We start from the raw sequence: 24,204 nt of genomic DNA, 5'->3' as shown, positions 1-24,204 counted from the left end.
GCAGGGCTGGGCCATCCGCGCGTCTGGCTGGCGATCTCGCCCGAGATGGGGTTCGTCGATTGCGGCTATTGCGACAAGCGCTTTGTCATCGACCGCGCCCATGCCGGGGACGATCACTAACGCTGCACCGGCGCGCTGCCGTCCCGGCCCGCAAAGCCGCGCAGACCCCCATCGAGGGGGTCAGCGCGGCTGGCTGGCTTTGCCAGCCCCAGCCCCCTTGCGCGCGTCCCCCCGGCATCTGTCCGAGCAATAGCGCACCTCGTCCCAGACACTTGCCCATTTCTTGCGCCACGCAAACGGCCGCCCGCAGACGGCGCAGATCTTTTGCGGCAGGTCGGATTTGCGGCGCATCTTTGCCATTGGCACCTCTTGGGCGGCTGGAAGCCGGGGCCTGTCCGTGGCACAAGACGGGCGCGACCATCAAGGATAACTGAGCATGAGCGACGCATTCGGCAAGGGCTGTCACCTGCATCTGATCGACGGATCGGCCTTCATTTTCCGCGCCTATCACGCCCTGCCGCCGCTGACGCGCAAATCCGACGGGCTGCCGGTCGGCGCGGTCGCGGGCTTTTGCAACATGCTGTGGAAATACGTGCAAGAGGACAACGGCAGCGACGCCCCCACCCATGCGGCGGTGATCTTTGACCATTCCTCGAAAACCTTCCGCAACGAGATTTACCCGGCCTACAAGGCCAACCGCCCCGACCTGCCCGAGGATCTGCGCCCGCAATTCCCGCTGACCCGCGACGCCACCCGCGCCTTCAACATCGCCTGCATCGAGACCGAGGGCTACGAGGCCGATGACATCATCGCAGCCTTTGCCTGTCGCGCGCGCGAAGCCGGGGGCCGTGTTACCATCGTCAGCAGCGACAAGGATCTGATGCAGCTGGTGGGCGACGGGGTCGAGATGCTGGACCCGATCAAGAACAAGCTGATCGGCCCCGATGAGGTGGCCGAGAAGTTCGGCGTCGGCCCCGACCGCGTGGTCGATGTGCAGGCCCTGGCCGGTGATGCGGTCGATAACGTGCCGGGCGCGCCCGGCATCGGCATCAAGACGGCCGCGCTGCTCATTCAGGAATACGGCGATCTGGAAACCCTGCTGGCCCGCGCGGGCGAAATCAAGCAGCCCAAGCGCCGCCAGACCCTGCTGGACAATGCCGACCAGATCCGCATCAGCAAACGCCTCGTGCAGCTGGATTGCGACACGCCGCTGGCCGAGCCGCTGGAGACGCTTGGCGTGCGTGCCCCCGATCCCGACCGCCTGCTGGCCTTCCTGACCCAGATGGAGTTCCGCACCCTGACCACCCGCGTGGCCGAGCGTCTTGGCGCCGAGGCCCCCGCCGTGCAGGCGGCGCCCGCGAGCGATGCCCCCGCAGCCCCCGACCTGCCCGCCATCGACACCACCGCCTACGAGACCGTCACCGACATGGCCGCACTGGACCGCTGGATCGCCGCCATCCGCGACGCGGGCGCGGTCGCCATCGACACCGAAACGACGGGTCTGGACGAAATGCAGGCCGGGCTGGTCGGCATCAGCCTTGCGGTGGCGCCGGGCCGGGCCTGCTATATCCCGTTGGGCCATGTCGCGGGGGCCGACGACCTCTTTGGCCAGTCCGCCCGTGTCGAGGGCCAGCTTGACCCCGACGCCGTGCTGGCCGCGCTGAAACCGGTGCTCGAGGATGCGGCCACCCTCAAGATCGGCCAGAACCTCAAATACGACTGGAAGATGCTGGCCCGTCACGGCATCCGCATGACGCCGCTGGCCGACACGATGCTGATGTCCTATGCGCTGAACGCAGGCACCCACAACCACGGCATGGATGAACTGGCCGAGCGTTACCTCGGCCATAAATGCATCCCGATCAAGGAGCTGATCGGCTCGGGCAAGGCACAGATCCATTTCGGGCAGGTGGCGATCGACAAGGCCGCCCCCTATGCCGCCGAGGATGCCGACGTCACCCTGCGCCTCTGGCACCATTTCGCGCCGATGCTGCCGCCCGAACGGGTCAGCACCGTCTATCATACGCTGGAGGCGCCGATGATCCCGGTTCTGGCGCAGATGGAGATGACGGGCATCCGCATCGACACCGGCACGCTGAAACAGATGTCGAACGCCTTCGCCCAGAAAATGGCGGGGCTTGAGGCCGAGATTCACGAACTGGCGGGCGAGAGCTTCAACATCGCCAGCCCCAAGCAGCTGGGCGAGATCCTGTTCGACAAGATGGGCCTTGCGGGCGGCAAGCAGGGCAAGACCGGCGCCTTTTCCACCAGCGCCGACGTGCTGGAAGATCTGGCGGCAGAAGGCCACGACCTGCCCGCCCGCGTGCTGGACTGGCGCCAGATCGCCAAGCTGAAATCCACCTATACCGATGCGCTGCCCACCTATGTGAACCCCGAAACGGGCCGCGTCCACACCAGCTATTCGATCACCGGCGCGCAGACGGGACGGCTGTCCTCGACCGATCCCAACCTGCAGAACATCCCCATCCGCACCGAAGAGGGCCGCCGCATCCGTCAGGCCTTCATCGCGCCCGAGGGCTACAAGCTGGTCAGCCTCGATTACAGCCAGATCGAGCTGCGCATCCTGGCCCATGTCGCCGACATCCCGGCGCTGAAACAGGCGTTCCGCGACGGCATCGACATCCATGCCATGACCGCCAGCCAGATGTTCGGCGTGCCGGTCGAAGGCATGGACCCAGGTGTCCGCCGTCAGGCCAAGGCGATCAATTTCGGCGTCATCTATGGCATCTCGGGCTTTGGCCTCTCGCGCAACCTGCGCATCCCGCGGGCCGAGGCGCAAAGCTTCATCGACACCTATTTCCAGCGTTTCCCCGAAATCCGCGCCTATATGGACAAGACCGTGGCCGATGCGAAACAGGACGGCTATGTCACCACCCTCTTTGGCCGCCGCATCAACACGCCCGGCATCAACCAGTCCGGCCCCGCCGCAGGCGGCGCCCGCCGCGCCGCCATCAACGCGCCCATTCAGGGCGCCGCCGCCGACATCATCCGCCGCGCGATGATCCGCATGCCGGGTGCCATCGCCGACCTGCCCGCCCGGATGCTGCTGCAGGTCCATGACGAACTGGTGTTCGAGGTCCGCGACGACGCCATCGACCCCCTCATCGCCCGCGCCCGCGAGGTGATGGAAACCTCGGCCGAACCGGCGGTCAAACTCTCGGTGCCGCTCGATGTCGATGCAGGCCAGGGCCTCAACTGGGCCGAGGCACACTGACCCTTTGCCTTGGAAAAATATCCCACGGGGGCGCGGGGGTGTGAAACCCCCGCTCTTCGGCCCGCGACAGGCTCAGACCGCTGATGAATGGCTGCCCTCGGTCACCGCATAACCATCCAGCGCCTGCGCCACCATCCGCGCCAAGGGTCGCCCCTCATCGGTGATCTCCAGCGCGTCGCCGCCCATCCGCAACGCCGCGCCAAACCGCGCCAGCAACGGCGCATACAGCGCGCTCTGTCGCGCGGCAGTCAGGCCGAAACGTGCCTCGATCTCGGCCATGTCGATGCGGAAATCACACATCAGCATCTCGATCATCCGCCCGCGCCACAGATCCTCGGCGCTGAACGCATGGCCCCGCACCACCGGCACCAGCCCCGCCCGCACCGCCGCCGTATAGGCCCCGGTCGCAGGCGCATTCTGCGCATAGCCCTGCGGAAAGCGCGAAATCGAGGACGCCCCCAACCCCAGCAGGACCTCGGCGGGATCGTCGGTATAGCCCTGAAAATTGCGCCGCAACCGGCCTTCGGCTGCCGCCCGCGCCAGCCCGTCGCGCCCACGCGCGAAATGGTCGATCCCGATGCCGGTGAACCCGTCCGCCAGAAACAGCTCCTGCGCGGTGTCAAACAGCGCCAGCCGCGCCTCGCCATCGGGCAGCGCCTCGTCGGGGATCATCACCTGCCGCTTCGACATCCAGGGCACATGCGCATAGCCATACAGTGCGACCCGGTCCGGCGACAGCGCCAGCACCTTCTGCACCGTATCCGACATGCGCGCCTGCGTCTGATGGGGCAGGCCATATAGCAGATCGGCGTTCAGACTGCTCACCCCATGATCGCGGATCAGCCGCACCGCCTCGGCGGTCAGCTCGAAACTCTGCGGGCGCCCGATCGCCTCCTGGATCAGCGGATCGAAATCCTGCACCCCGATCGAGGCCCGGTTCATCCCCGCCGCCGCCAGGGCGGCCATCCGCGCCGCGTCGAACTCGGACGGGTCGATCTCGACCGAGAACTCGCCCCCCTCGGCCAGCGGAAAGGCCGCAAACACCGCCCCGGCCAGCCGTGCGATCAGATCGGGCGGCAACAACGTCGGCGTGCCCCCGCCCCAGTGCAGCCGCGACAACCGCACACCCGGCGCCATCCGCGCCCGCAAGGCCGCGATCTCGGTCAGCAAGGTCTCCACATAGGCCCGCACCGGATCAAGGCTTTGCGTGCCCTGCGTCCGGCAGGCGCAGAACCAGCACAGCCTGCGACAGAAGGGCACATGGATATACAACGACACCTGTGCGCCCGCCGGCACCGCCTCGATCCAGCCCGCCGCACGCGGCCCGTCCACCGCCGCCTTGAACTGGGTCGCGGGCGGATAGCTCGTGTAACGCGGCACCCGCGCGTCGAACAAACCAAGTCGTCTGAGTTGCGAAATATAGCTCATAGGTCTATGCCTAAGAAACGATGCGCGAAACATCCTTGACCCAGATCAAATCCAGACAGCTCTCATCCGGCCCTGCGTCCGAGATGCGCTGTTCCGAATGCCCGATCCGCTACCGGGCCGTCTGCGCCCAATGCGAGACCGACGAGCTGGTCCTGCTGGAGCAGATCAAGTTCTACCGCAGCTACGAGGCTGGCCAGCCGATCCTGTGGGAGGGCGACCGGATGGATTTCGTGGCCTCGGTGGTCACGGGCGTCGCCTCGCTGACGCAGACGCTGGAAGACGGGCGCACGCAGATGGTCGGGCTGCTGCTGCCAAGCGATTTTCTGGGCCGTCCGGGCCGCGAGGCTGCCGCCTATAACGCCACGGCGGCGACGAAGGTGGTGCTGTGCTGCTTCCGGCGCAAACCCTTCGAAGAGCTGATGCGCAAGACCCCCCATATCGCGCATCGCCTGCTGGAGATGACGCTGGACGAGCTGGACGCGGCGCGCGAATGGATGTTGCTGCTGGGCCGCAAGACCGCGCGCGAGAAAATCGCCTCCTTCATCTCGATCATTGCCCGGCGCGAGGCGGCGCTGCAAAAGCGCCTGCCCGGCGGCCGGATGGAACTCGACCTGCCCCTGACGCGCGAGGCGATGGCCGATTACCTCGGCCTGACGCTGGAAACCGTCAGCCGTCAGGTCAGCGCGCTGAAACGCGAAGGCGTCATCGAGCTGTCCGGCAAACGCGGCGTGATCGTGCCGGATTTCGCCCAGCTCGTCGATGCCTCCGGCGATGATTCGGACGGCGGCTGCCTCAGCTGAATCGCGCCACTCGGCCCCTTTGCCTTGGAAGAAATATCCCGGGGGGAGTCCGCAGGACGGGGGGCAGCGCCCCCCCGACCCGGTCTGCTGCCCTTTCCATGGCCCGCATTTCTTGCTAACCGGCCCCCTCCCGGTCGCAGCCTACCCGGGTCACAAAAACAAGGGTCACAAAAATGAACACCACTCTCGTCTGCTCGGGCGGGCTGGACTCTGTCTCGCTTGCCCATCTTCTGGCACAGGACCACCGCCTGTCGCGCCTCGTCAGCTTCGATTACGGCCAGCGCCACCGCAAGGAGCTGGATTTCGCCCGCGCCTGCGCCGCCCGGCTGGGCGTGCCCTTTCACCTCGTCGATCTGTCCGGCCTTGGCGCGGCGTTGACCGGCTCGGCGCTGACCGATGATCTGGCGGTGCCCGACGGGCATTATGCCGAGGATACAATGCGCATCACCATCGTGCCCAACCGCAATGCGATCATGCTCAGCGTCGCCTTCGGTATTGCCGCAGCCAATGGCGACACGGCGGTGGCGGCGGCGGTCCATGGCGGCGATCACTTCATCTATCCCGACTGCCGGCCCGGTTTCACCGATGCCTTCGCCGCCATGCAGCGCGCGGCGCTGGAGGGCTATGCCGACATCGCCCTGCAGGTGCCGTTCGTGCAGGCGACCAAGGCCGACATCGTGGCGGCGGGGGCGGCAGTCGGCACACCCTTCGTGCAGACATGGTCCTGCTACAAGGGCGGTGCCCGCCATTGCGGGCGCTGCGGCACCTGCGTCGAGCGGCGCGAGGCGTTCCATCTGGCAGGCATTCCCGATCCGACCGCCTATGACGACGCGGGCTTCTGGCAGGTGGCCGTCGCGGCCCATGCGCGCGAGGGGGCGTGATGTTCCGCATCAGCAAGGAATTCCATTTCAGCGCCTCGCACCGGCTGGACCATCTGGCCCCGGACCATCAATGCGCCCGGCTGCACGGCCACAATTATGTCGTGGTGGTCGAGCTGGCCGCCGCCGGTCTGAACGCCGACGGCTTCGTGCGCGACTATCACGAGCTGAAGCCGCTGAAGGACTATATCGACGGGCAGTTTGATCACCGGCATCTGAACGATCTGCTGGAGGTTCCCAGCACGGCCGAAAACCTCGCACGGCATTTCTTTGACTGGTGCAGCAGCCGCTGGCCGGAAACCAGCGCCGTGCGGGTCAGCGAGACGCCCAAGACCTGGGCGGAATACCGGCCATGACGCCCGCAGAAAAGCCATTGCGCATTGCCGAGATATTTGGCCCCACCATTCAGGGCGAGGGCGCGCTGATCGGTGAGCCCACCGTCTTTGTCCGCGCGGGTGGTTGCGATTACCGCTGTTTGTGGTGCGATTCGCTGCATGCGGTGGACAGCGCCTATCGCGCGACATGGGCGCCGATGACCACCGGGCAGATCTGGGCCGAGGTCGAGCAGCTGTCGGGCGGGCAGGCGCTGACCGTCTCGATCTCGGGCGGCAATCCGGCGATTCAGGATTTCGGGCCGCTGATCGCGCGGGGCCGGGCCGCGGGCTACCGCTTTGCGCTGGAAACGCAGGGCTCCATCGCGCGGGACTGGTTCGGGGCGCTGGATATGCTGGTTCTCAGCCCCAAGCCGCCGTCCAGCGGGGAAACCCCCGATTGGGAGGCATTCGCCGATTGTGTGGCGGCGGGCCGGGGCGGGGGGCAGGGCGGGGGGCAGATGGTGATGAAGATCGTGATCTTCGATCAGCGCGACTATGACTGGGCGCGCGAGGTGGCGGGACGGTATCCTGATCTGCCGCTATATCTGCAGCCGGGCAATCCAGAGGTTGATCCCAATCTGCCGGTTGCGGCGCAGGATGTGGCCGACCGGCTGCTGTGGCTGGTGGACAAGGTGACGGCGGATCGCTGGTTCCGGCCGCGTGTGCTGCCGCAGCTGCATGTGCTGCTATGGGGAAACCTGCGCGGGGTGTGAGGGCGGCAATTGCGTCCCGCGACGTGCCGGGGGGACTATGCGTCCCCCCGGACCCCCCTGCGTCCCCCCTCCTGCGGCGCCGGGGTTCTCTGCCTCAGCGCGCCATGAAGACCGGCACCGAGGATTTCTCCAGCATATTGCGCGTGGCGCCGCCGAGAATCGCCTGACGAAAGCGCGAATGGCCGTAGGCGCCCATCACGATCAGGTCGGCGCCGATCTCGACCGCGCGTCGGTTCAGCTCGTCGCTGATGGTGGGCGCGGTGCGGGCCAGCACCGCGATCTCGGCCCGAACACCGTGGCGCGTCAGCATCTGCGTCAGCGCGCCGCCGGGGTCCGAGCGCTCCGAGCTGGTGCGGCGCGGGTCGATGCAGGTCACCTCGACCATCTGGGCCGCGCGCAGCAGCGGCAGCGCGCGCCGGATCGTCGCCAGCGCCTCGGCCGACTGGTTCCACGCAACCAGAATGCGGCGCAGCGGCGCCTCGGGCAGTTGCGCTTTGGGCAGGACCATGACCGGGCAGCTGCCCTCGAACAGGGCGGCCTCGGCGACGATTTCGGCCTCGGGGGGCTGACCCTCGGCATAGGGGCTGCCCAGCAGCGTCAGATCCGAGAACCGCGCCCTGAGGCCCACGATCGCCGGGATGCCGCCGCTTTGCGCGACCGCCGATTCGACCGACCAGCGCAGGTCGCTGGCCGGGGTCAGATGCTGGCGGACGCGCTGTTCCAGCGCGCGGGCCTCGGTCACGGCGCTGTCGATGGCCTCTTGCAGCAGATAGGCCGAGCCGCCGGGGAAGAAATAGCCCGGCTGGCTGAGGTCGATCCCCAGACAGAGGATGTCGAGATGCGCATCCTCGCGCACCGCCAGCGCGGCGGCGGCGTCCAACTGCGGCAGTTGCGCCGGATCGGTGAGGACGGTGAGAATCGTCTTGAAGGACATGGCAGGCTCCTTTCGGTGATGGGGCGATGGTGCCTGTGGCGGGGGCTGTGCGCCTTGATCCCGGTCAAGTCACAGGTTTGACCCAGATCAAGGTTCCGCGATCCCGCCCGCCCTATCCCCGGATCATCGACAGCCATGCCGCCGGGGCGATTCGCCAAGGCGCAGGGCACAGCGAAGGGACGCGAAGCGGATGGGCACGGGGACGCCATGTGGAATTTTGTAAAACTGATCCTGCTGGGCGCCATCGCCCTGTTCGCAGCCATCGGGGCCAATATGGCCCGCGATCTGGCCTATCAGGTCAATGCGCTGACCGTCATGCTGGTCGCGGGTGGGATGTTTCTGTGGGTGCTGCGCCACATTGACGAGCCCTACACCGCGCCCAATCCGCGTGAATATGCCGACGGGGTGGTCCGCGCGGGGGTGATCGCCACGGTCCTGTGGGGCGTGGTGGGCTTTCTGGTCGGCGTTGTCATCGCCTTTCAACTGGCCTTTCCGGCGCTGAACTTCAGCGACCTGACGCAGGGCTATCTGAATTTCGGCAAGCTGCGCCCGCTGCACACCAGCGCGGTGATCTTTGCCTTTGGCGGCAATGCGCTGATCGCGACCTCGTTCTATGTGGTGCAGCGCACCTCGGCGGCGCGGCTGTGGGGCGGCAATGCGGCGTGGTTCGTGTTCTGGGGCTATAACCTGTTCATCGTGCTGGCCGCGACCGGCTATATTCTGGGCGCGACCCAGTCCAAGGAATATGCCGAGCCGGAATGGTATGTGGACTGGTGGCTGACGGTTGTGTGGGTCACCTATCTGGCGGTGTTTCTGGGCACGATCATCAGGCGCCGCGAGCCGCATATCTACGTCGCCAACTGGTTCTATCTGGCCTTTATCGTGACCATTGCGATGCTGCATGTGGTCAACAACCTGTCGTTGCCGGTCAGCATCTGGGGCAGCAAATCCGTGCAGCTTTTCGCGGGCGTGCAGGATGCCATGGTGCAGTGGTGGTATGGCCACAACGCGGTGGGCTTTTTCCTGACCGCCGGGTTCCTGGGGATGATGTATTACTTCATCCCGAAACAGGCCGAGCGTCCGGTCTATAGCTACAAGCTGTCGATCATCCACTTCTGGGCGCTGATCTTTCTCTATATCTGGGCCGGGCCGCATCACCTGCATTACACGGCGCTGCCGGAATGGGCAGCGACGCTTGGGATGGTGTTCTCGATCATGCTGTGGATGCCCTCGTGGGGCGGCATGATCAACGGTCTGATGACCCTGTCGGGGGCCTGGGACAAGCTGCGCACCGATCCGATCATCCGCATGATGGTCGTCGCGGTGGGGTTCTACGGCATGGCGACCTTCGAGGGGCCGATGATGTCGATCAAGGCCGTCAACTCGCTGTCGCACTATACCGACTGGACCATCGGGCATGTCCATTCCGGCGCGCTTGGCTGGAACGGCATGATCACCTTCGGCGCGCTTTACTATCTGGTGCCGCGGCTCTGGGGGCGCGAGCGGCTGTATAGTCTGGGCCTTGTCAGCTGGCACTTCTGGTTGGCCACCATCGGCATCGTTCTCTACGCCGCCTCGATGTGGGTCACCGGCATCATGGAGGGGCTGATGTGGCGCGAGGTCGATCAGCACGGCTATCTGGTCAACGCCTTTGCCGACACGGTCAGCGCCAAGTTCCCGATGTATGTCGTGCGCGGTCTGGGCGGGGTTCTGTATCTGGCGGGCGCGATCATCATGACCTGGAACCTGTGGGCGACCGTCGCCCGGCAACCCAAGGCCAACAGCACCGCAATCGCGGTTCCGGCAGAGTAAGGGGATCAGACAATGGCAATTCTTGAAAAGCACAAGATCCTTGAAAAGAACGCGACGCTGCTGCTGGTCTTTTCCTTTCTGGTCGTCACCATCGGCGGCATCGTCCAGATCACGCCGCTGTTCTATCTGGAAAACACCATCGAGAGCGTGGAAGGGGTCCGCCCCTACACGCCCTTGGAGCTGACGGGCCGCGACATCTATGTCCGCGAGGGCTGCTATGTCTGCCACAGCCAGATGATCCGCCCGATGCGGGACGAGGTCGAACGCTATGGCCATTACAGCCTTGCGGCGGAATCGATGTATGACCACCCGTTCCAATGGGGGTCCAAGCGGACCGGGCCGGATCTGGCTCGTGTCGGTGGGCGCTATTCGGATGAATGGCACATCGACCACCTGCGCGATCCGCAATCGGTGGTGCCGGAATCAATCATGCCGAAATACGGCTTCCTGCTGGACCGGGTGATCCGCCCTGACCATATCCGCCAGCGCATCGTGGCCGAAAGCCGCGTGGGCGTGCCCTATGACGACGAGATGATCCACAACGCCGCCGCCGATCTGCGCACGCAGGCCGACCAGTTCGGTGATCTGGGTGCGCTGCAATCGCGCTATCCCGGCGCGCAGGTGCGTAACTTTGACCGGCAGCCGCAGCTGACCGAGATGGACGCCCTGATCGCCTATCTGCAAGTGCTGGGCACGATGGTCGATTTCTCGACCTTCGAGCCTGACCCGAACCGCTGAGGGCCGGCCGATGGAAACCTACAGCTTCCTGCGCGCGCTGGCCGACAGCTGGGCCCTTCTGGTGCTGGTGCTGGTCTTCGTGGGGGTGATCCTCTTCGTGTTCCGCCCCGGTGCCCGCCGCGTCCAGAAAGACGCCGCCGAAAGCATTTTCCGCAACGAAGAACGTCCTGCCGACGACAAAGACAAGGAGGACCGCTGATGTCCGACGACCCCAAGAAGCCGGCAGACGACCACGCCTCGCCGGAGAATCCCGACAACCAGATCGGCCTTGGCCGTCAGGCCGCCGATGCCGAGCACGCCGCCAAGATCGAGGGTGTCATTCCGCCCCGCTCTGCCCCCGACAAGCCTCTGACCCCCAGCCAGCGGCGCAAGGGTCGCCACGGCGTCGGGCTCAAGGAAACGCCCTCGACCGGGCATGAATGGGACGGCATCACCGAATACGACAACCCGATGCCGCGCTGGTGGCTGTGGACCTTTTACGCCACGATCGTCTGGGCCATCGGCTACATGATCGCCTATCCGGCGATCCCGCTGGTCACGCAGGCGACGCAGGGCGTGTTGCGCACCAATGCCCGCAGCGAGGTCGCAGCCGAGATCGACCGCTTTGCCGCCGCCAGCGCGCCGGTTCAGGCGGCCCTTGTCGCGACCGATCTGGACGCGGTGGCCGATGATCCCGAGCTGCTCAGCTATTCCGTGAATGCGGGCGGCGCGCTCTATCGGACATGGTGCGCGCAGTGCCATGGTGCGGGCGCGGGCGGCGCGCGGGGCTATCCCAACCTGCTGGACGATGTCTGGCTGTGGGGCGGCGCGCTGGATGACATCCACCTGACGCTGCTGCACGGCATCCGCGACCCGAAAGACCCGGACACCCGCTGGTCCGAGATGCCGCGTTTCGGCACCGACGGGCTGCTGACCCAGCGCGAGATCGACCGTGTGGTGCAGTTCGTCCTGTCGCTGTCGGGTCAGCCGCATGATGCCACGCTGGCCGTGGCGGGGGCGCCGATCTACGCCGATAACTGCGCGGCCTGCCATATGGATGACGGCAGCGGCGACCGGGCGCAGGGCGCGCCTGCGCTGAACGATCAGGTCTGGCTCTATGGCAGTGAGCCCGAAACCCTGCACCGGATCATCGCCGAGGGTCCGTTCGGCGTCATGCCCGCATGGTCCGACCGCCTGTCCGAGGCCGAGATCCGCGCCCTGACCGTCTATGTTCACGGGCTTGGCGGCGGCGAATAAGCCGCCCCGCCCCATCGGTTCCGCGCCAGCCCAGCCGGCGCGGCAATCCCGGCCCCCTGGTCCTGTTCGCGCGTTCCTCGGGGGGCCGGTGATCTATCCGCAAGCGGCGCGAAGCCGACTTGCGCCACCGCTTCCGCGCAGGCCTGTCCGCGTGGAAGGCCGGTCCCCGGACATGTTCGCGCGTTCCACCGGGGACCGGTTTTTTCTCAGGCGATCAGCGCGCCCCGCAGCGAATTCGGCGCGCTTTCGATAATGCGCACCTGCACCAGATCGCCGACCTGCGCGTGGGGCGCATCGACAAAGACCGAGTGCAGATAGTCCGATTTGCCGATGATCTGCCCCGGCTCGCGGCCCGCCTTTTCGAACAGCACGCTGACGGTCCGACCGACCATGCCCTGCTGCACGGCCTTTTGCTGCCGGGTCAGCAGCGCCTGCAATTCCTGCAACCTCGCATCGGCCACGGCGCTGTCCACCTCGGGGCGGTCATAGGCGGGCGTGCCGGGGCGCGGCGAATACTTGAAGCTGTAGGCCATGCCAAATCCGACCTGTTCGATCAGGCGCAGCGTGTCAGCGTGGTCCTGATCGGTCTCGCCCGGAAAGCCCACGATGAAATCGCTGGTCAGCACGATGTCGGGGCGCGCGGCCCGGATGCGGTCGATCAGGCGCAGATATTGATCTGCAGTATGTTTGCGGTTCATCGCCTTCAGGATGCGGTCGCTGCCCGACTGCACCGGCAGATGCAGATAGGGCATCAACTGCGGCACGTCGCCATGCGCGGCGATCAGATCCTCGGACATGTCGTTGGGATGGCTGGTCGTATAGCGGATGCGGTCCAGCCCCGGAACCTCGGCCAGCTGGCGGATCAGGCCGCCGAAACCGCCCGCGCCCCCGTGCCAGCCATTCACGTTCTGCCCCAGCAGCGTGATTTCCCGCACCCCGCGCGAGACCAGATCGCGGGCCTCGGACAGGATGCGATCCAGCGGGCGGCTAACCTCGGCCCCGCGGGTATAGGGCACCACGCAAAAGGCGCAGAACTTGTCGCAGCCTTCTTGCACGGTCAGAAAGGCGGCGGGCGCGCGGCGGGTGGCGCGCGGGGCGGGCAGGTGGTCGAACTTGTCTTCCTCGGGGAAATCGGTGTCGATGGCGGGCGCCTGGCCGCGCACCATGGCGGGCAGGCGGTGATAGGTCTGCGGCCCCACGACCAGATCGACCAGCGGCATCCGGCGGATGATCTCGGCCCCCTCGGCCTGCGCCACGCAGCCCGCCACGCCGATCTTCAGATCCGGGCGCGCGGCCTTCAGCGGCTTCAGGCGCCCCAGATCGGAATACAGCTTTTCGGCGGCCTTTTCGCGGATATGGCAGGTGTTCAGCAGCACCATATCGGCCTCGGCCTGATCCTCGGTCAGCACATAGCCCTCGGCGCCCATCGCCTCGGCCATGCGCTGGCTGTCATAGACGTTCATCTGGCAGCCATAGGTCTTGATGAAAAGTTTTTTCGCGGCCGGGGTGCTGGCGGTCATGTCATGCTGTTCCTGAAGGTCGCGCAGCGATACAGCAAAGACAGGCTTTTGGAAAGGCACGGGATGGAGAGCGACCTGACAGGCATTCCCAATATCGGCCCGGCCACGGCGCGGTCGCTGATCGCGGCGGGTGTGGCGGATGCGGCAGCGCTGCGCGGGATGGGCGCGGATGCGGCCTATCGCGCATTGCTGATCGCGGGGGAACGACCGCATTTCATCGGCTATTATGTGATGCATATGGCGTTGCAGGGGCGGCCCTGGAACGACTGCAAGGGCGCTGAGAAAGAGGCGCTGCGGGTGCGGTTCGACGCGCTGGTGGCTCAGGTCCGCGGCGTGCCACTGGCAGGGATCGAGGCCGCGCTGGACGAGATCGGGCTGCGCCCGCCCGGCTGATCCGCGCCCCATTGAACGCCGCGCGGCGCGGCGTTAGCCTGCCGCCAAAGCCGTAAGGAGCACACAGGATGAACACCCCGCAAAGCTGGGAAGCCCGCGCCGACGAATACTCGCTCTACGGGTTCACCGACCTGCCAAGCGTTCACAAACGCGGCGCCGTCGTGCTGACCCATGGCGAAGGCCCCTATGTCGTGGACGTGAACGGCAACCGCTATCTGGATGCGAATTCGGGCCTGTGGAACATGGTCGCGGGCTTTGATCACAAGGGTCTGGCGCAGGCGGCCAAGGATCAATACGACCGCTTTCCCGGCTATCACGCGTTTTTCGGGCGGATGTCGGACCAGACGGTGATGCTGTCGGAAAAGCTGGTCGAGGTGTCGCCGTTCTCGCGCGGCCGGGTGTTCTATACCAACTCGGGATCCGAGGCGAACGACACCATGGTCAAGATGCTGTGGTTCATGCACGCCTCCGAGGGCAATCCGCAAAAGCGCAAGATCCTGACCCGCTGGAACGCCTATCACGGCGTTACCGCCGTCTCGGCCAGCATGACGGGCAAGCCCTATAATTCGGTCTTTGGTCTGCCGCTGCCGGGCTTTATCCACCTGACCTGCCCGCATTACTGGCGCTTTGGCGCCGAGGGTGAGACCGAGGAACAGTTCACCGCCCGCCTTGCGCGCGAGCTGGACGAGACGATCCAGGCCGAGGGTGCCGACACCATCGCGGGCTTTTTCGCGGAACCCGTGCAGGGGGCGGGCGGCGTCATTCCGCCCTCGGCGGGGTATTTTCAGGCGATCATGCCGGTGCTGAAAAAGCACGGCATTCCGATGATCGCGGATGAGGTGATCACCGGCTTCGGGCGCACCGGCAACACCTGGGGCAGCCAGACCTATGATTTCACACCCGATGCGATCATCAGCTCGAAGAACCTGACGGCGGGGCTGTTCCCGATGGGCGCGGTGATTCTGGGGCCGCAGCTGGCCGACCGCGTGCAGGCCGCCGTCGAAAAGATCGAGGAATTCCCGCATGGGTTCACCGCCTCGGGCCACCCGGTCGGCTGCGCCATCGCGCTGAAGGCCATTGATGTGGTGATGAATGAGGGGCTGGCGCAGAACGTCATCGACCTTGCCCCGCGCTTCGAGGACGGGCTGCGCCAACTGGCCCAGAACCCCAATATCGGTGAATATCGCGGCGTGGGATTCATGTGGGCGCTGGAGGCGGTGCGCGACAAGGCAACCAAGACCCCGTTCGAGGGGCATCTGTCGGTCAGCGAACGCATCGCCAATACCTGCACCGATCTGGGCCTGATCTGCCGCCCGCTTGGGCAGTCGATCGTGCTGTGCCCGCCCTTCATCCTGACCCAGCCGCAGATGGACGAGATGTTCGACAAGCTGGAGCAGGCGCTGAAAAAGGTCTTTGCCGAGGTCGCCTGACCGGCCTGTGGCAGGGCTGGACATGCGGGGCGGGGCGTATAGGGTGAGGACGTATTCTTGTAAGGGAATGTGAGATGATTCCTGCACGTTTTGCCCCGGTTCTGTTCGGGTTCTTTCTGTCCGGCCTCATGTCCGCGCTGGTCTCGGCCATTGCGACCTTCCGGGCGGTCGGCATGGCCGATGGCGTGGCGGGGCTGTGGTTGGGCACCTGGCTGTCCAGCTGGGCGGTGGCCTTTCCGGCGGTGCTGGTGGTGGCGCCGCTGGCCCGCCGACTGGTCGCGCGCCTGACCACGCCCGCCGGTCAGCGCGGTCGCAGCGCGGGCTGAACCCCGGTCACGCTGCGCCAGACTGGTCCGTCGGGTCCGATGTCCAGCGCGACAGCACCCGTCCGGCGCAACCGGGCCAGATCAAAGATCAGGCAGGGCGGGTTGGTGCCGAGGTCCGGCACAGGCTCGGTCGCGACAAGGATGCGGCGGGGGGCGCAGAACGGTCCCGCCCGTGTGCCCGACCCTTTGCCGGTGAAGTGCCCGATCTGCCAGCCATGGGGCAGCGGCGCCCGCCGGTCGCGCGTGTCGCCCTGCCACAGCGGGCGATCCGCCGATTGCACCTGTGTCGCGCTGTCGCCATCCTCGACCAGCCAGGTCGAGACGACAAAGCTGCCCCCGGCGGGCTTGGACACGACGCGGCCCGCAGGCGTCAGGATGCCCACCGCCTCGCCCTCGGGCGCGATCAGGACCAGCGGGCGGGACGCCGTCAGCCACAGCGCCGTGCCTGCCGTCATCATCAGCGCCGACAGCGCGCAGCCCGCTGACAGCGGCGACAGGTGCCGCAGCCCGGCACGCCCGCGCCAGCACAGAACCAGCCCCACCGCGCCGGAACTCAGCAGCGGCAGCACCGCGACCGGAGGCAGGCGAATGGCGATCACGGCGCCGTCCAGCCCGGCGACGAACCCCGCAACCCGCAGCATCCAGCCGGTGCCCAGCCCCATCAGCCACAGGGCCGGACCCTCCAGTCCCAGAGGGGACAGCAGCAGGGCGATCACGCCCGAGGGGATGATCAGCGTGCCCATGACCGGCACTGCCAGCATATTGGCCAGCAGCCCGTATTGCGACATGCGGTTGAAATGCGCCGCCCCGATCGGCGCCGTCGCCAGCCCGGCAACGAGCGACGAGACCAGCAGCATCAGCACCGGCCGCGCCCAGAAGGGCAGGCGCCCGGCATGCCGCGTCCAGGGGCCAAAGACCAGAATCAGCGCGATGGTGGCGGCAAAGCTCATCTGGAAACCGGGCGAGGTCAGCGCCTCGGGGCTGAGGATCAGGATCGCGGTGGCCGCCAGCGCCACGGTGCGCAGGGAAATCGCGCGCCGGTCGGCCAGAATCGCCAGCAGCATCACCGCCACGGTGACAAAGGCCCGCTGTGTCGCCACGCTGGCGCCCGACAGCCACAGATACCCCGCCGCCGCCAGCAGCGCACCGAGGGCTGACAGCTTGTGCGCGGGCAGGGGCAGGCGCGCGCCCAGCCCCTCGGCCAGAACCAGCGACAGGCGCAGCGTGGCATAGACGAAACCGGCCAGCAGCCCCATATGCAGCCCCGAAATGGCGATCACATGCGACAGGTTCGAGGCGCGCATCAGCTCGGTCGTGGCCTCGGTGATGCCCGAGCGGTCGCCGGTCATCAGCGCCGCCGCCACCGCGCCGGGCTGGCCCGCGATCCGGTCCTGAAGCGTGGCGCTGAGGGCCATGCGGGCGCGGTGCATCTGCCAGCGTCCGCCTTCCGGCGGGGCCACCGCCATGATGGGGGTGCGCGAATAGCCAACCGCGCCGAGGCCCTGAAACCACGCGTTCAGGCGGAAATCAAAGCTGCCGGGCGCCGCGGGGCCGGGTGGCGGACCCAGATGGCCGGTCAGCATCACGCGCTGGCCGATGGGCGGCAGACCGCCGCCGTCGTGATCCGTCAGCGACAGGCGGACCTTGCGCGGCACCCGGTCGGGGCTGTGGTCGCGCAGGATCACCTGATCCAGCGTCAGGCGCAGCCGGTCACGGGCCGAGCGGTCGATCTGGACCACACGGCCTTCGACCGGGCCGTAATAGCGCCACTCCATCACCGGGGCGGCGACCCATCCGGCCCGCCCCCCGGCCAGCGCAAAGCCACCCGCCAGCAGCGCCACCGCCAGCCCCGCCAGCCGCAACCCGTCGGCCAGCGGCCAGCCGATGAAACCCGCCCCGGCCCATCCGGGCGCGCAGCGCGCCACCAGCAATGCGCCAGACACCAGCCCCGCCAGCGCCACCCAGACCCAGGGCGCCAGCAAGGCGGGCCACAGAAACCACAGCCCGATCCCCGCGCCCAGACAGACCGGCAGCCAGGCCAGCAGCCCCGCGCGGGGTGCCGCAGGCGGGCGGGGCCGCAACGCGCGATTGTCCGCAAAGCCCGGCACCGCAACTGCTGGCGCGATCCCCGCGCCCTGACGGGGCAACATCCTTGTCCTTTCCCGGTCCGGCCACTATCACTGCGTCCAAGAATGGCAGAGCGGCCTTACCAAAGCGTTAACGCCGCCGCTTTCACCCCGTTTGCCCATCTTCCGAAGGCCCAGATGACCCAGAACGCCCCTGTCGTGACCCGCTTTGCCCCCTCGCCGACCGGCTATCTTCATATCGGCGGCGCGCGGACGGCGCTGTTCAACTGGCTCTATGCCCGTGGCCGGGGTGGGAAATTCCTGCTGCGGATCGAGGATACGGACCGCGCGCGATCCACGCCCGAGGCGACGGCGGCGATCCTGAAAGGGCTGGAATGGCTGGGGCTGGACTGGGACGGCGCGCCGGTCAGCCAGTTCGCGCAAAAGGACCGCCACGCCGAAATCGCCCGTCAGATGCTGGCGCAAGGCGCGGCCTACAAGTGCTTTGCGACGCCCGAAGAGATCGCCGGATGGCGCGAGGCCAACCCTCGCCAGCCGTTCCAGAGCCCGTGGCGCGACGCGACCGACCTGCCCGACGCGCCCTTTGCGATCCGCCTGCGCGCGCCCCGCACGGGCGAGACGGTGATCGCCGATCAGGTGCAGGGTGATGTGCGCGTGGCCAATGACCAGCTGGACGATATGGTGCTGCTGCGCAGCGACGGCACGCCGACCTATATGCTGGCCGTGGTGGTCGACGATCACGACATGGGCGTGACCCATGTGATCCGGGGCGACGACCACCTGACCAACACCGCCCGCCAGATCCAGATCATCGACGCGATGGGCTGGCCGCGTCCGGTCTATTCCCATATCCCGCTGATCCATGGCGAGGATGGCAAGAAGCTGTCCAAGCGTCATGGCGCCGTCGGGCTGCATGAATTCGCGGCGCTTGGCTATCCGGCAGCGGCGATGCGCAACTATCTGGCGCGGCTGGGCTGGAGCCATGGCGATGACGAGTTGTTCGATGACGCGCAGGCGCGCGAATGGTTCGATCTGGGGGGCATCGGGCGTGCCCCCGCGCGGCTGGATTTCAAGAAGCTGGAACATGTCAGCGGCCACCATATCCGTCATATGGACGCGGCCGCGCTGATGGCCACGCTGGACGACTGGCTGGCGGAAACCGGCGCCGCAGCCCTGACGCAACGTCAGCGCGACCGGATCGGGGCGGCCTTGCCGGCGCTGCGGGAAAAGGCGCGCAGCCTGCCGCAACTGCTTGGTCAGGCGCGCTTTGCGATGATCGACCGGCCTGTTGCGCCGGACGAAAAGGCGGCGAAGCAGCTGGATACGGTATCCCGTGGTATGCTGAAATCGTTGACTGCCGCACTGCAGCATGCTAGCTGGTCGCGAGACGAGCTGGAGGAGGCGGCCAAGCAGGTCGCCGAGGAACATGGCGTCGGTTTGGGCAAGATTGCGGGGCCCTTGCGCGCCGCTCTGGCCGGGACCAGCGTTGCCCCTTCAGTGTTCGATATGATGACGGCGCTTGGCCGCGAGGAATCGCTGGCCCGGCTTCTGGACCAGACCGATCTGGCAGGCTGACACCTGCCCCCACATGCCAGGGACGCGCCCAGCAGTTGTCGTGGGCACGACCCGGCCTAGCCGGAAAGGACGCCTACATGGCTGACAAGATCGCCAAGCTGCGAATCAACAATTCGGAATATGACCTGCCGGTTCTCAGCCCGACACAGGGGCCGGATGTGCTGGACATCCGCAAGCTTTATGCACAGGCCGACGTGTTCACCTTTGATCCGGGCTTCACCTCGACCGCGAGCTGCGAGTCCACGATCACCTATATCGACGGCGACAAGGGCGAGCTGTGGTATCGCGGCTACCCGATCGAGCAGCTGGCCGAAAAATCGCATTACCTCGAAGTCTGCTTCCTGCTGCTTTACGGTGAGTTGCCGACCGAACAGCAGATGATCGACTTCGAGACCCGCGTGACCCGCCACACGATGGTCCACGAGCAGATGCACAACTTCTTCCGTGGCTTCCGCCGCGATGCGCATCCGATGGCCACGATGGTCGGTGTGATCGGCGCCATGTCGGCGTTCTACCACGACTCGACCGACATCAACGATCCCTGGCAGCGCGAGGTCGCGGCGATCCGCCTGATCGCCAAGCTGCCGACCATTGCCGCGATGGCCTATAAATACTCGATCGGGCAGCCCTTCGTCTATCCACAGAACGAGCTGGATTACGCGTCGAACTTCCTCAACATGTGCTTTTCGGTTCCGGCCGAGAAATACAATGTCGACCCGGCGCTGGCCCGCGCGATGGACCGGATCTTCACTCTGCATGCCGATCACGAGCAGAACGCCTCGACCTCGACCGTGCGTCTGGCGGGCTCGTCGGGGGCCAACCCGTTTGCCTGCATCGCGGCGGGGATCGCCTGTCTGTGGGGGCCTGCCCATGGCGGCGCCAACCAGGCCTGTCTGGAGATGCTGCGCGAAATCGGGACCGTCGACCGGATCCCCGAATTCATCGAGCGCGCCAAGGACAAGAACGATCCGTTCAAGCTGATGGGCTTCGGCCACCGGGTCTACAAGAACTTTGACCCGCGCGCGACCGTGATGAAGGAATCCGCCGACGAGGTTCTGGAACTGCTGGGCGTGGGCAACAACCCCACCCTGCAGGTCGCCAAGGAACTGGAAAAGATCGCGCTGGAGGACGAGTATTTCATCGAGAAAAAGCTCTATCCCAACGTTGATTTCTATTCGGGCATCATCCTTGAGGCGATGGGCTTCCCCACCTCGATGTTCACGCCGATCTTTGCGCTGTCGCGCACGGTGGGCTGGATCGCGCAGTGGAAGGAAATGAGCGGCGATCCGCAGAACAAGATCGGTCGCCCGCGCCAGCTGTATATCGGCAGCGACAAGCGCGACTATACGGCGGTCAGCGGCCGCTGACCGCCGGAAACGGTGCTGACGAAAGGCCCCCGGACGGGGGCCTTTTTCATGCCGCCATGCGCGGGCGCCAAGGGGGCTTGCGCGGCGGCGGGACGGGTGGCAATGGAGCGGGCATGAGCATTCAAAGCGATCAAGGGGCGCCCCGGCTGGCGCTGGTGACAGGGGCCTCGCGGGGTCTGGGCGCGGCGCTGGCCGAAGAGCTGGCGGTGCGCGGGTTTCATGTGCTGGCGGTGGCCCGCACGGTGGGCGCGCTGGAAGAGCTGGACGACCGCATCCGCCGCGCGGGCGGTCAGGCGACGCTGGCGCCGATGGATGTGGCCGAGCCTGCCGCCATGCAGCAGCTGGTGCAGGCGGCGGCGGCGCGCTGGGGGGGCATCGACCTCTGGGCGCATTGTGCCATCCACGCGGCACCGCTGGCGCCCGCGCCGCATGTCAGCGGCAAGGACTGGTCGAAATCGCTGCTGATCAATGCCGAGGTGACGCGCGGGCTGATCGCGCTGATCGAGCCGCTGCTGCGGCAGAAAAACGGCACGGCGCTGTTCTTTGACGACCCGCAGGGCGGGCGCAAGTTCTTTGGCGCCTATGGCGCCACCAAGGCCGCACAGATCGCGCTGGCGCGCAGCTGGCAGGCCGAGACGGTGAAGACCGGCCCCCGCGTGGTGATCGAAACCCCGGCCCCCATGCCCACCGCCACCCGCGCCCGGTTCCATCCCGGCGAGGACCGCAGCGTGCTGACACCCTGCCGCAACGAGGCTTTGCGCATTCTCGACGCCCTGCCGGTCTGAGGCGGCGCAGATTGCGTCCCGCGAGCGCGCGGGGGGCTGCCGGCCCCCCGCACCCCCCGGTCGTTGCGCTTTTGAGCTAGGGCTGCCCCAAGGGCGCAGTCGCCGCCATCAGCCAGTCGCGCTCGTCCCCCTCCAGATCGTCCGCCAGCGCCGCGCGCACCTGCGCATGATAGCGGTCCAGCCAGTCGCATTCCGCGCGCGACAGGGCGGCCAGGTCGATCAGGCGGCGGTCGATGGGGCACAGGGTCAGCGTCTCGAAACCCAGCATCCGGCGACCGGGTTCGGCATTGGTCTCGGTCACCGCGATCAGGTTCTCGATCCGGATGCCAAAGCTGCCCTCGCGGTAATAGCCCGGCTCATTGGACAGGATCATCCCCGGCTCCAGCGCCATGTCGCTGGTGCGGCTGATCCGCGCGGGTCCCTCGTGCACGCACAGCGCGGCGCCGACCCCGTGGCCGGTGCCGTGGTCGAAATCCAGCCCCCCGGACCACAGGAACTGCCGCGCCAGCGCATCCAGATGCGCCCCGCCCACGCCGCGCGGAAACCGCGCCCGTGACAGCGCGATCATGCCGCGCAGCACGGCGGTATAGGGTGCCACCGCATCGGCGCGCGGTGTCCCCAGCGGCACCGTCCGGGTGATGTCGGTCGTGCCATCGACATATTGCCCGCCCGAATCGATCAGCAGCAGATCGCCTGGCGCCAGACGGCGGTTGCTGGCCTCGGAAACGCGGTAATGCACGATGGCGCCGTTCGGCCCCGACCCCATGATCGTCTCAAAGCTGATGTCGATGATCCCGGCCTCGCGGCGCAGATCCTCAAGCCGCCGGACCACGTCGATCTCGGTCAGTGTGTCGGGCTGCTGGCGGTCCAGCCATGCCAGCAGCCGCACCATGGCGATGCCGTCGCGGTGATGGGCCGCGCGCATGCCCGCCAGTTCGGCCGCATTCTTGCGCGCCTTGGGCAGCACCGCCGGGTCAGGCCCGGTCGAGACGGCAATGCCCGCCTTTTCGGCAATGCGGAACGCCGCCTCGGGGGCCGAGCCGGGATCGAGCCGCAGCGGGCCCGTTGCGGCAGCCAAAGCCGCCTCCAGCGCATCGGGCGGCAGGACCGAGACCTGATCCCCCAGATGCGCGCGCAGATCGTCGCTGAACTTGGCCGGATCGGCGAACAGGGTGACGCGCCCGTCATCGGACAACAGCGCGAATGCCTGCACCACCGGATTGCGGGGCAGGTCGCTGCCCCGGATATTCAGCAGCCACGAGATCGAATCCGGCAGGGTCAGCAGCGCCGCCGCCTCGCCCGCAGCCCGAAGATCAACCGCCAGCCGCGCGCGCTTTTGTGCGGCGGTCTCACCCGCCAGCACATCGTCATGGCGGCGCGCCGCCCCGACCGGCGGGGCAGGGCGGTCAGGCCAGACCGCATCCACCGGATTGTCTGCAACCGCCACCAGCGCGATCCCGCTGCCCTCCAGCGCGCGGGCCATGGTCCCGATCTCGCGCCGTGTGTGCAGCCATGGATCAAAGCCCACGCGGCCCCCCTGCGGCAAGGCCTCGCGCAGCCAGTCCGAAGGCCGCGTCTCGGGCCAGTTCACCGGCGCGAAATGGCGCAGGTCGATCTGGGTGCTGACCTGCACGCGATAGCGCCCGTCGATGAACACCCCCGCCCGGTCAGGGGCCACGATCGCAAAGCCCGCGCTGCCGGTGAACCCGGTCAGCCAGGCCAGCCGCGCATCGGCCCCGGCCACATATTCGCCCTGATGCGCGTCGGCGCGCGGCACGATGAAACCCGCCAGATCCTGCGCCGCCAGAGCCTTGCGCAAAGCCCCCAGCCGCGCGGCGTGATCGCCCCCGCCCGCCGGGTCGTCGAATTGCTGAAACCTCACAGCGTGATGGCCTTCATCACCTGCGGCTCGATCACCTCGACACCGGGCAGGGCGCGGATCAGCGCATCGGCGGATTGCTCAAGCTGGGGAAAGGTCTTGTAATGGCACGGGATCACGGTCCTGAAATCAAAATAGCGCTTTGCCGCATATCCGGCCCGCGCCATGTCCATGGTGAAATGCCCGCCCGCGCACAGAATGCCGATATCGGGTTTGTGCAGATCGCCCATCCACTCCATATCGGCCATGATGTCGGTATCGCCCGACAGATAGATCACGCGCCCCTCGCCCGCGATCATATAGCCCGATTCGTGGCCCGCATAGACCGGCCCGTCCGGCCCGCCGAGCGAGCTGGAATGGCTGGCATTGACCATCGTGACCATGGCCCCGCCCAGATCGACGGTGCCGCCCTTGTTGAAGCCGATCCCCTCGAACTCCTCGGCCTGTTGCCAATGGCTGATCAGATCATAGATCCCCACGACCGGGATCTTCAGATCTCGCGCCAGCGACAGGCTGTCGCCACTGTGATCGCCATGGCCGTGGGTCAGCAGGATATGGGTCGCGCCCGTGACGGCCGCGTCGCGGGCGCCTTCGGGAAAGACGGGGTTTCCGGTCATCCACGGGTCGATCAGGATGACGGCATCCTCGATCTCAAGCCGAAAGCCGGAATGGCCAAGCCAGGTCAGTTTCATCG

Annotated in this window: 23 protein-coding genes; 16 read left to right on the top strand and 7 right to left on the bottom strand. The window is 66.9% G+C overall.

Annotation, left to right across the window (positions count from 1 at the left end):
• The first annotated feature begins 6 nt into the window (after positions 1 to 6).
• The gene (locus ACK41U_RS11765) at positions 7 to 120 is read left to right on the top strand and encodes a zinc-finger domain-containing protein (RefSeq protein ID WP_409680188.1); all 114 of its coding nucleotides are present in this window, start codon (positions 7 to 9) and stop codon (positions 118 to 120) included.
• Between the two features lie 60 nt (positions 121 to 180).
• On the opposite strand, the gene ACK41U_RS11760 is transcribed toward ACK41U_RS11765, so the two are convergent.
• Positions 181 to 360: a DUF2256 domain-containing protein gene (locus tag ACK41U_RS11760; protein WP_409680177.1), complete on the bottom strand. Its 180-nt coding sequence runs from the start codon at positions 358 to 360 to the stop codon at positions 181 to 183.
• 76 nt (positions 361 to 436) lie between these two features.
• Between ACK41U_RS11760 and polA the strand changes: the two genes are divergently transcribed.
• On the top strand, positions 437 to 3,235 hold the full coding sequence (polA, locus tag ACK41U_RS11755; RefSeq protein ID WP_409680174.1) for a DNA polymerase I: 2,799 nt from the start codon (positions 437 to 439) through the stop codon (positions 3,233 to 3,235).
• 72 nt (positions 3,236 to 3,307) lie between these two features.
• On the opposite strand, the gene hemN is transcribed toward polA, so the two are convergent.
• The gene (hemN, locus tag ACK41U_RS11750; protein ID WP_409680171.1) at positions 3,308 to 4,663 is read right to left on the bottom strand and encodes an oxygen-independent coproporphyrinogen III oxidase; all 1,356 of its coding nucleotides are present in this window, start codon (positions 4,661 to 4,663) and stop codon (positions 3,308 to 3,310) included.
• An 83-nt stretch (positions 4,664 to 4,746) separates the two neighbouring features.
• Between hemN and fnrL the strand changes: the two genes are divergently transcribed.
• From fnrL to queE, 4 genes are all read left to right on the top strand, one after another.
• Positions 4,747 to 5,463 (top strand): transcriptional regulator FnrL, encoded by a 717-nt coding sequence (gene fnrL, locus ACK41U_RS11745; protein ID WP_409680185.1) that lies wholly within the window; start codon positions 4,747 to 4,749, stop codon positions 5,461 to 5,463.
• Between the two features lie 173 nt (positions 5,464 to 5,636).
• Complete coding sequence (gene queC / locus ACK41U_RS11740) at positions 5,637 to 6,344, top strand: 7-cyano-7-deazaguanine synthase QueC (RefSeq protein ID WP_409680168.1); 708 nt, start codon at positions 5,637 to 5,639, stop codon at positions 6,342 to 6,344.
• A complete protein-coding gene (queD, locus tag ACK41U_RS11735; protein WP_409680165.1) occupies positions 6,344 to 6,697 on the top strand; it encodes a 6-carboxytetrahydropterin synthase QueD in 354 nt (117 codons plus the stop codon). Before queC ends, queD begins: the two co-directional genes overlap by 1 nt.
• Entirely contained in the window at positions 6,694 to 7,428 is a 735-nt protein-coding gene (queE, locus tag ACK41U_RS11730) for a 7-carboxy-7-deazaguanine synthase QueE (RefSeq protein WP_409680162.1), read from the top strand. The genes queD and queE overlap by 4 nt, the downstream gene beginning before the upstream one ends.
• A 94-nt stretch (positions 7,429 to 7,522) precedes the next feature.
• Here queE and ACK41U_RS11725 read toward each other — a convergent pair whose 3' ends face one another.
• On the bottom strand, positions 7,523 to 8,362 hold the full coding sequence (locus ACK41U_RS11725; RefSeq protein ID WP_409680159.1) for a universal stress protein: 840 nt from the start codon (positions 8,360 to 8,362) through the stop codon (positions 7,523 to 7,525).
• Between the two features lie 207 nt (positions 8,363 to 8,569).
• On the opposite strand from ACK41U_RS11725, the gene ccoN reads away from it, so the two are divergent.
• The 4 genes from ccoN to ccoP are packed head-to-tail and all read left to right on the top strand — an operon-like array spanning position 8,570 to position 12,148.
• On the top strand, positions 8,570 to 10,174 hold the full coding sequence (gene ccoN / locus ACK41U_RS11720) for a cytochrome-c oxidase, cbb3-type subunit I (RefSeq protein ID WP_409680156.1): 1,605 nt from the start codon (positions 8,570 to 8,572) through the stop codon (positions 10,172 to 10,174).
• 12 nt (positions 10,175 to 10,186) lie between these two features.
• Positions 10,187 to 10,912, top strand: a complete 726-nt coding sequence (gene ccoO, locus ACK41U_RS11715; RefSeq protein ID WP_409680153.1) for a cytochrome-c oxidase, cbb3-type subunit II — start codon at positions 10,187 to 10,189, stop codon at positions 10,910 to 10,912.
• 10 nt (positions 10,913 to 10,922) lie between these two features.
• Positions 10,923 to 11,111: a CcoQ/FixQ family Cbb3-type cytochrome c oxidase assembly chaperone gene (locus ACK41U_RS11710; RefSeq protein ID WP_409680150.1), complete on the top strand. Its 189-nt coding sequence runs from the start codon at positions 10,923 to 10,925 to the stop codon at positions 11,109 to 11,111.
• Complete coding sequence (gene ccoP / locus ACK41U_RS11705) at positions 11,111 to 12,148, top strand: cytochrome-c oxidase, cbb3-type subunit III (RefSeq protein WP_409680148.1); 1,038 nt, start codon at positions 11,111 to 11,113, stop codon at positions 12,146 to 12,148. Before ACK41U_RS11710 ends, ccoP begins: the two co-directional genes overlap by 1 nt.
• Positions 12,149 to 12,354: 206 nt before the next feature.
• Here the strand turns inward: ccoP and miaB are convergent, their stop codons facing one another.
• On the bottom strand, positions 12,355 to 13,668 hold the full coding sequence (miaB, locus tag ACK41U_RS11700) for a tRNA (N6-isopentenyl adenosine(37)-C2)-methylthiotransferase MiaB (RefSeq protein WP_409680145.1): 1,314 nt from the start codon (positions 13,666 to 13,668) through the stop codon (positions 12,355 to 12,357).
• 63 nt (positions 13,669 to 13,731) lie between these two features.
• Here miaB and ACK41U_RS11695 point away from each other — a divergent pair, with 63 nt between their 5' ends.
• The 3 genes from ACK41U_RS11695 to ACK41U_RS11685 all read left to right on the top strand — a co-directional run bounded on the left by ACK41U_RS11695 (position 13,732) and on the right by ACK41U_RS11685 (position 15,817).
• The gene (locus tag ACK41U_RS11695; RefSeq protein WP_409680142.1) at positions 13,732 to 14,061 is read left to right on the top strand and encodes a TfoX/Sxy family DNA transformation protein; all 330 of its coding nucleotides are present in this window, start codon (positions 13,732 to 13,734) and stop codon (positions 14,059 to 14,061) included.
• A gap of 68 nt (positions 14,062 to 14,129) precedes the next feature.
• On the top strand, positions 14,130 to 15,491 hold the full coding sequence (locus ACK41U_RS11690; protein ID WP_409680140.1) for an aminotransferase: 1,362 nt from the start codon (positions 14,130 to 14,132) through the stop codon (positions 15,489 to 15,491).
• A gap of 74 nt (positions 15,492 to 15,565) precedes the next feature.
• Positions 15,566 to 15,817, top strand: coding sequence for a DUF2798 domain-containing protein (locus ACK41U_RS11685; protein ID WP_409680137.1), 252 nt, complete (start codon positions 15,566 to 15,568; stop codon positions 15,815 to 15,817).
• Here the strand turns inward: ACK41U_RS11685 and ACK41U_RS11680 are convergent.
• Complete coding sequence (locus ACK41U_RS11680; protein WP_409680134.1) at positions 15,793 to 17,967, bottom strand: ComEC/Rec2 family competence protein; 2,175 nt, start codon at positions 17,965 to 17,967, stop codon at positions 15,793 to 15,795. The two genes, ACK41U_RS11685 and ACK41U_RS11680, sit on opposite strands and share 25 nt — an antisense overlap.
• Before the next feature lie 114 nt (positions 17,968 to 18,081).
• Between ACK41U_RS11680 and gltX the strand changes: the two genes are divergently transcribed.
• The 3 genes from gltX to ACK41U_RS11665 all read left to right on the top strand — a co-directional run bounded on the left by gltX (position 18,082) and on the right by ACK41U_RS11665 (position 21,631).
• Positions 18,082 to 19,479, top strand: a complete 1,398-nt coding sequence (gltX, locus tag ACK41U_RS11675; RefSeq protein WP_409680130.1) for a glutamate--tRNA ligase — start codon at positions 18,082 to 18,084, stop codon at positions 19,477 to 19,479.
• A 77-nt stretch (positions 19,480 to 19,556) separates the two neighbouring features.
• On the top strand, positions 19,557 to 20,846 hold the full coding sequence (locus tag ACK41U_RS11670) for a citrate synthase (RefSeq protein WP_409680127.1): 1,290 nt from the start codon (positions 19,557 to 19,559) through the stop codon (positions 20,844 to 20,846).
• 113 nt (positions 20,847 to 20,959) lie between these two features.
• Complete coding sequence (locus ACK41U_RS11665) at positions 20,960 to 21,631, top strand: SDR family NAD(P)-dependent oxidoreductase (RefSeq protein ID WP_409680124.1); 672 nt, start codon at positions 20,960 to 20,962, stop codon at positions 21,629 to 21,631.
• A 76-nt stretch (positions 21,632 to 21,707) separates the two neighbouring features.
• On the opposite strand, the gene ACK41U_RS11660 is transcribed toward ACK41U_RS11665, so the two are convergent.
• A complete protein-coding gene (locus ACK41U_RS11660; protein ID WP_409680121.1) occupies positions 21,708 to 23,513 on the bottom strand; it encodes an aminopeptidase P family protein in 1,806 nt (601 codons plus the stop codon).
• On the bottom strand, positions 23,510 to 24,202 hold the full coding sequence (locus ACK41U_RS11655) for a metal-dependent hydrolase (RefSeq protein ID WP_409680119.1): 693 nt from the start codon (positions 24,200 to 24,202) through the stop codon (positions 23,510 to 23,512). Before ACK41U_RS11655 ends, ACK41U_RS11660 begins: the two co-directional genes overlap by 4 nt.
• Positions 24,203 to 24,204: the final 2 nt, after the last annotated feature.

Origin of the sequence: Paracoccus sp. (in: a-proteobacteria) (assembly GCF_046289755.1) — a bacterium.
Taxonomy (GTDB): domain Bacteria; phylum Pseudomonadota; class Alphaproteobacteria; order Rhodobacterales; family Rhodobacteraceae; genus Paracoccus.
This window is presented reverse-complemented; position numbering and strand designations above follow the sequence as displayed.

Bases quoted from the DNA above. Each gene is read 5' to 3' on its own strand.
- ACK41U_RS11760 (WP_409680177.1), bottom strand. From the start codon at position 360: ATGGCAAAGATGCGCCGCAAATCCGACCTGCCGCAAAAGATCTGCGCC.
- ACK41U_RS11655 (WP_409680119.1), bottom strand. From the start codon at position 24,202: ATGAAACTGACCTGGCTTGGCCATTCCGGCTTTCGGCTTGAGATCGAG.
- miaB (WP_409680145.1), bottom strand. From the start codon at position 13,668: ATGACCGCCAGCACCCCGGCCGCGAAAAAACTTTTCATCAAGACCTAT.
- ACK41U_RS11710 (WP_409680150.1), top strand. From the start codon at position 10,923: ATGGAAACCTACAGCTTCCTGCGCGCGCTGGCCGACAGCTGGGCCCTT.
- queE (WP_409680162.1), top strand. From the start codon at position 6,694: ATGACGCCCGCAGAAAAGCCATTGCGCATTGCCGAGATATTTGGCCCC.
- gltX (WP_409680130.1), top strand. From the start codon at position 18,082: ATGACCCAGAACGCCCCTGTCGTGACCCGCTTTGCCCCCTCGCCGACC.
- polA (WP_409680174.1), top strand. From the start codon at position 437: ATGAGCGACGCATTCGGCAAGGGCTGTCACCTGCATCTGATCGACGGA.
- ccoN (WP_409680156.1), top strand. From the start codon at position 8,570: ATGTGGAATTTTGTAAAACTGATCCTGCTGGGCGCCATCGCCCTGTTC.
- ACK41U_RS11685 (WP_409680137.1), top strand. From the start codon at position 15,566: ATGATTCCTGCACGTTTTGCCCCGGTTCTGTTCGGGTTCTTTCTGTCC.
- queC (WP_409680168.1), top strand. From the start codon at position 5,637: ATGAACACCACTCTCGTCTGCTCGGGCGGGCTGGACTCTGTCTCGCTT.
- fnrL (WP_409680185.1), top strand. From the start codon at position 4,747: ATGCGCTGTTCCGAATGCCCGATCCGCTACCGGGCCGTCTGCGCCCAA.
- ACK41U_RS11690 (WP_409680140.1), top strand. From the start codon at position 14,130: ATGAACACCCCGCAAAGCTGGGAAGCCCGCGCCGACGAATACTCGCTC.
- ACK41U_RS11665 (WP_409680124.1), top strand. From the start codon at position 20,960: ATGAGCATTCAAAGCGATCAAGGGGCGCCCCGGCTGGCGCTGGTGACA.
- ccoP (WP_409680148.1), top strand. From the start codon at position 11,111: ATGTCCGACGACCCCAAGAAGCCGGCAGACGACCACGCCTCGCCGGAG.
- queD (WP_409680165.1), top strand. From the start codon at position 6,344: ATGTTCCGCATCAGCAAGGAATTCCATTTCAGCGCCTCGCACCGGCTG.
- ccoO (WP_409680153.1), top strand. From the start codon at position 10,187: ATGGCAATTCTTGAAAAGCACAAGATCCTTGAAAAGAACGCGACGCTG.
- ACK41U_RS11725 (WP_409680159.1), bottom strand. From the start codon at position 8,362: ATGTCCTTCAAGACGATTCTCACCGTCCTCACCGATCCGGCGCAACTG.
- hemN (WP_409680171.1), bottom strand. From the start codon at position 4,663: ATGAGCTATATTTCGCAACTCAGACGACTTGGTTTGTTCGACGCGCGG.
- ACK41U_RS11680 (WP_409680134.1), bottom strand. From the start codon at position 17,967: ATGTTGCCCCGTCAGGGCGCGGGGATCGCGCCAGCAGTTGCGGTGCCG.
- ACK41U_RS11670 (WP_409680127.1), top strand. From the start codon at position 19,557: ATGGCTGACAAGATCGCCAAGCTGCGAATCAACAATTCGGAATATGAC.
- ACK41U_RS11695 (WP_409680142.1), top strand. From the start codon at position 13,732: ATGGAGAGCGACCTGACAGGCATTCCCAATATCGGCCCGGCCACGGCG.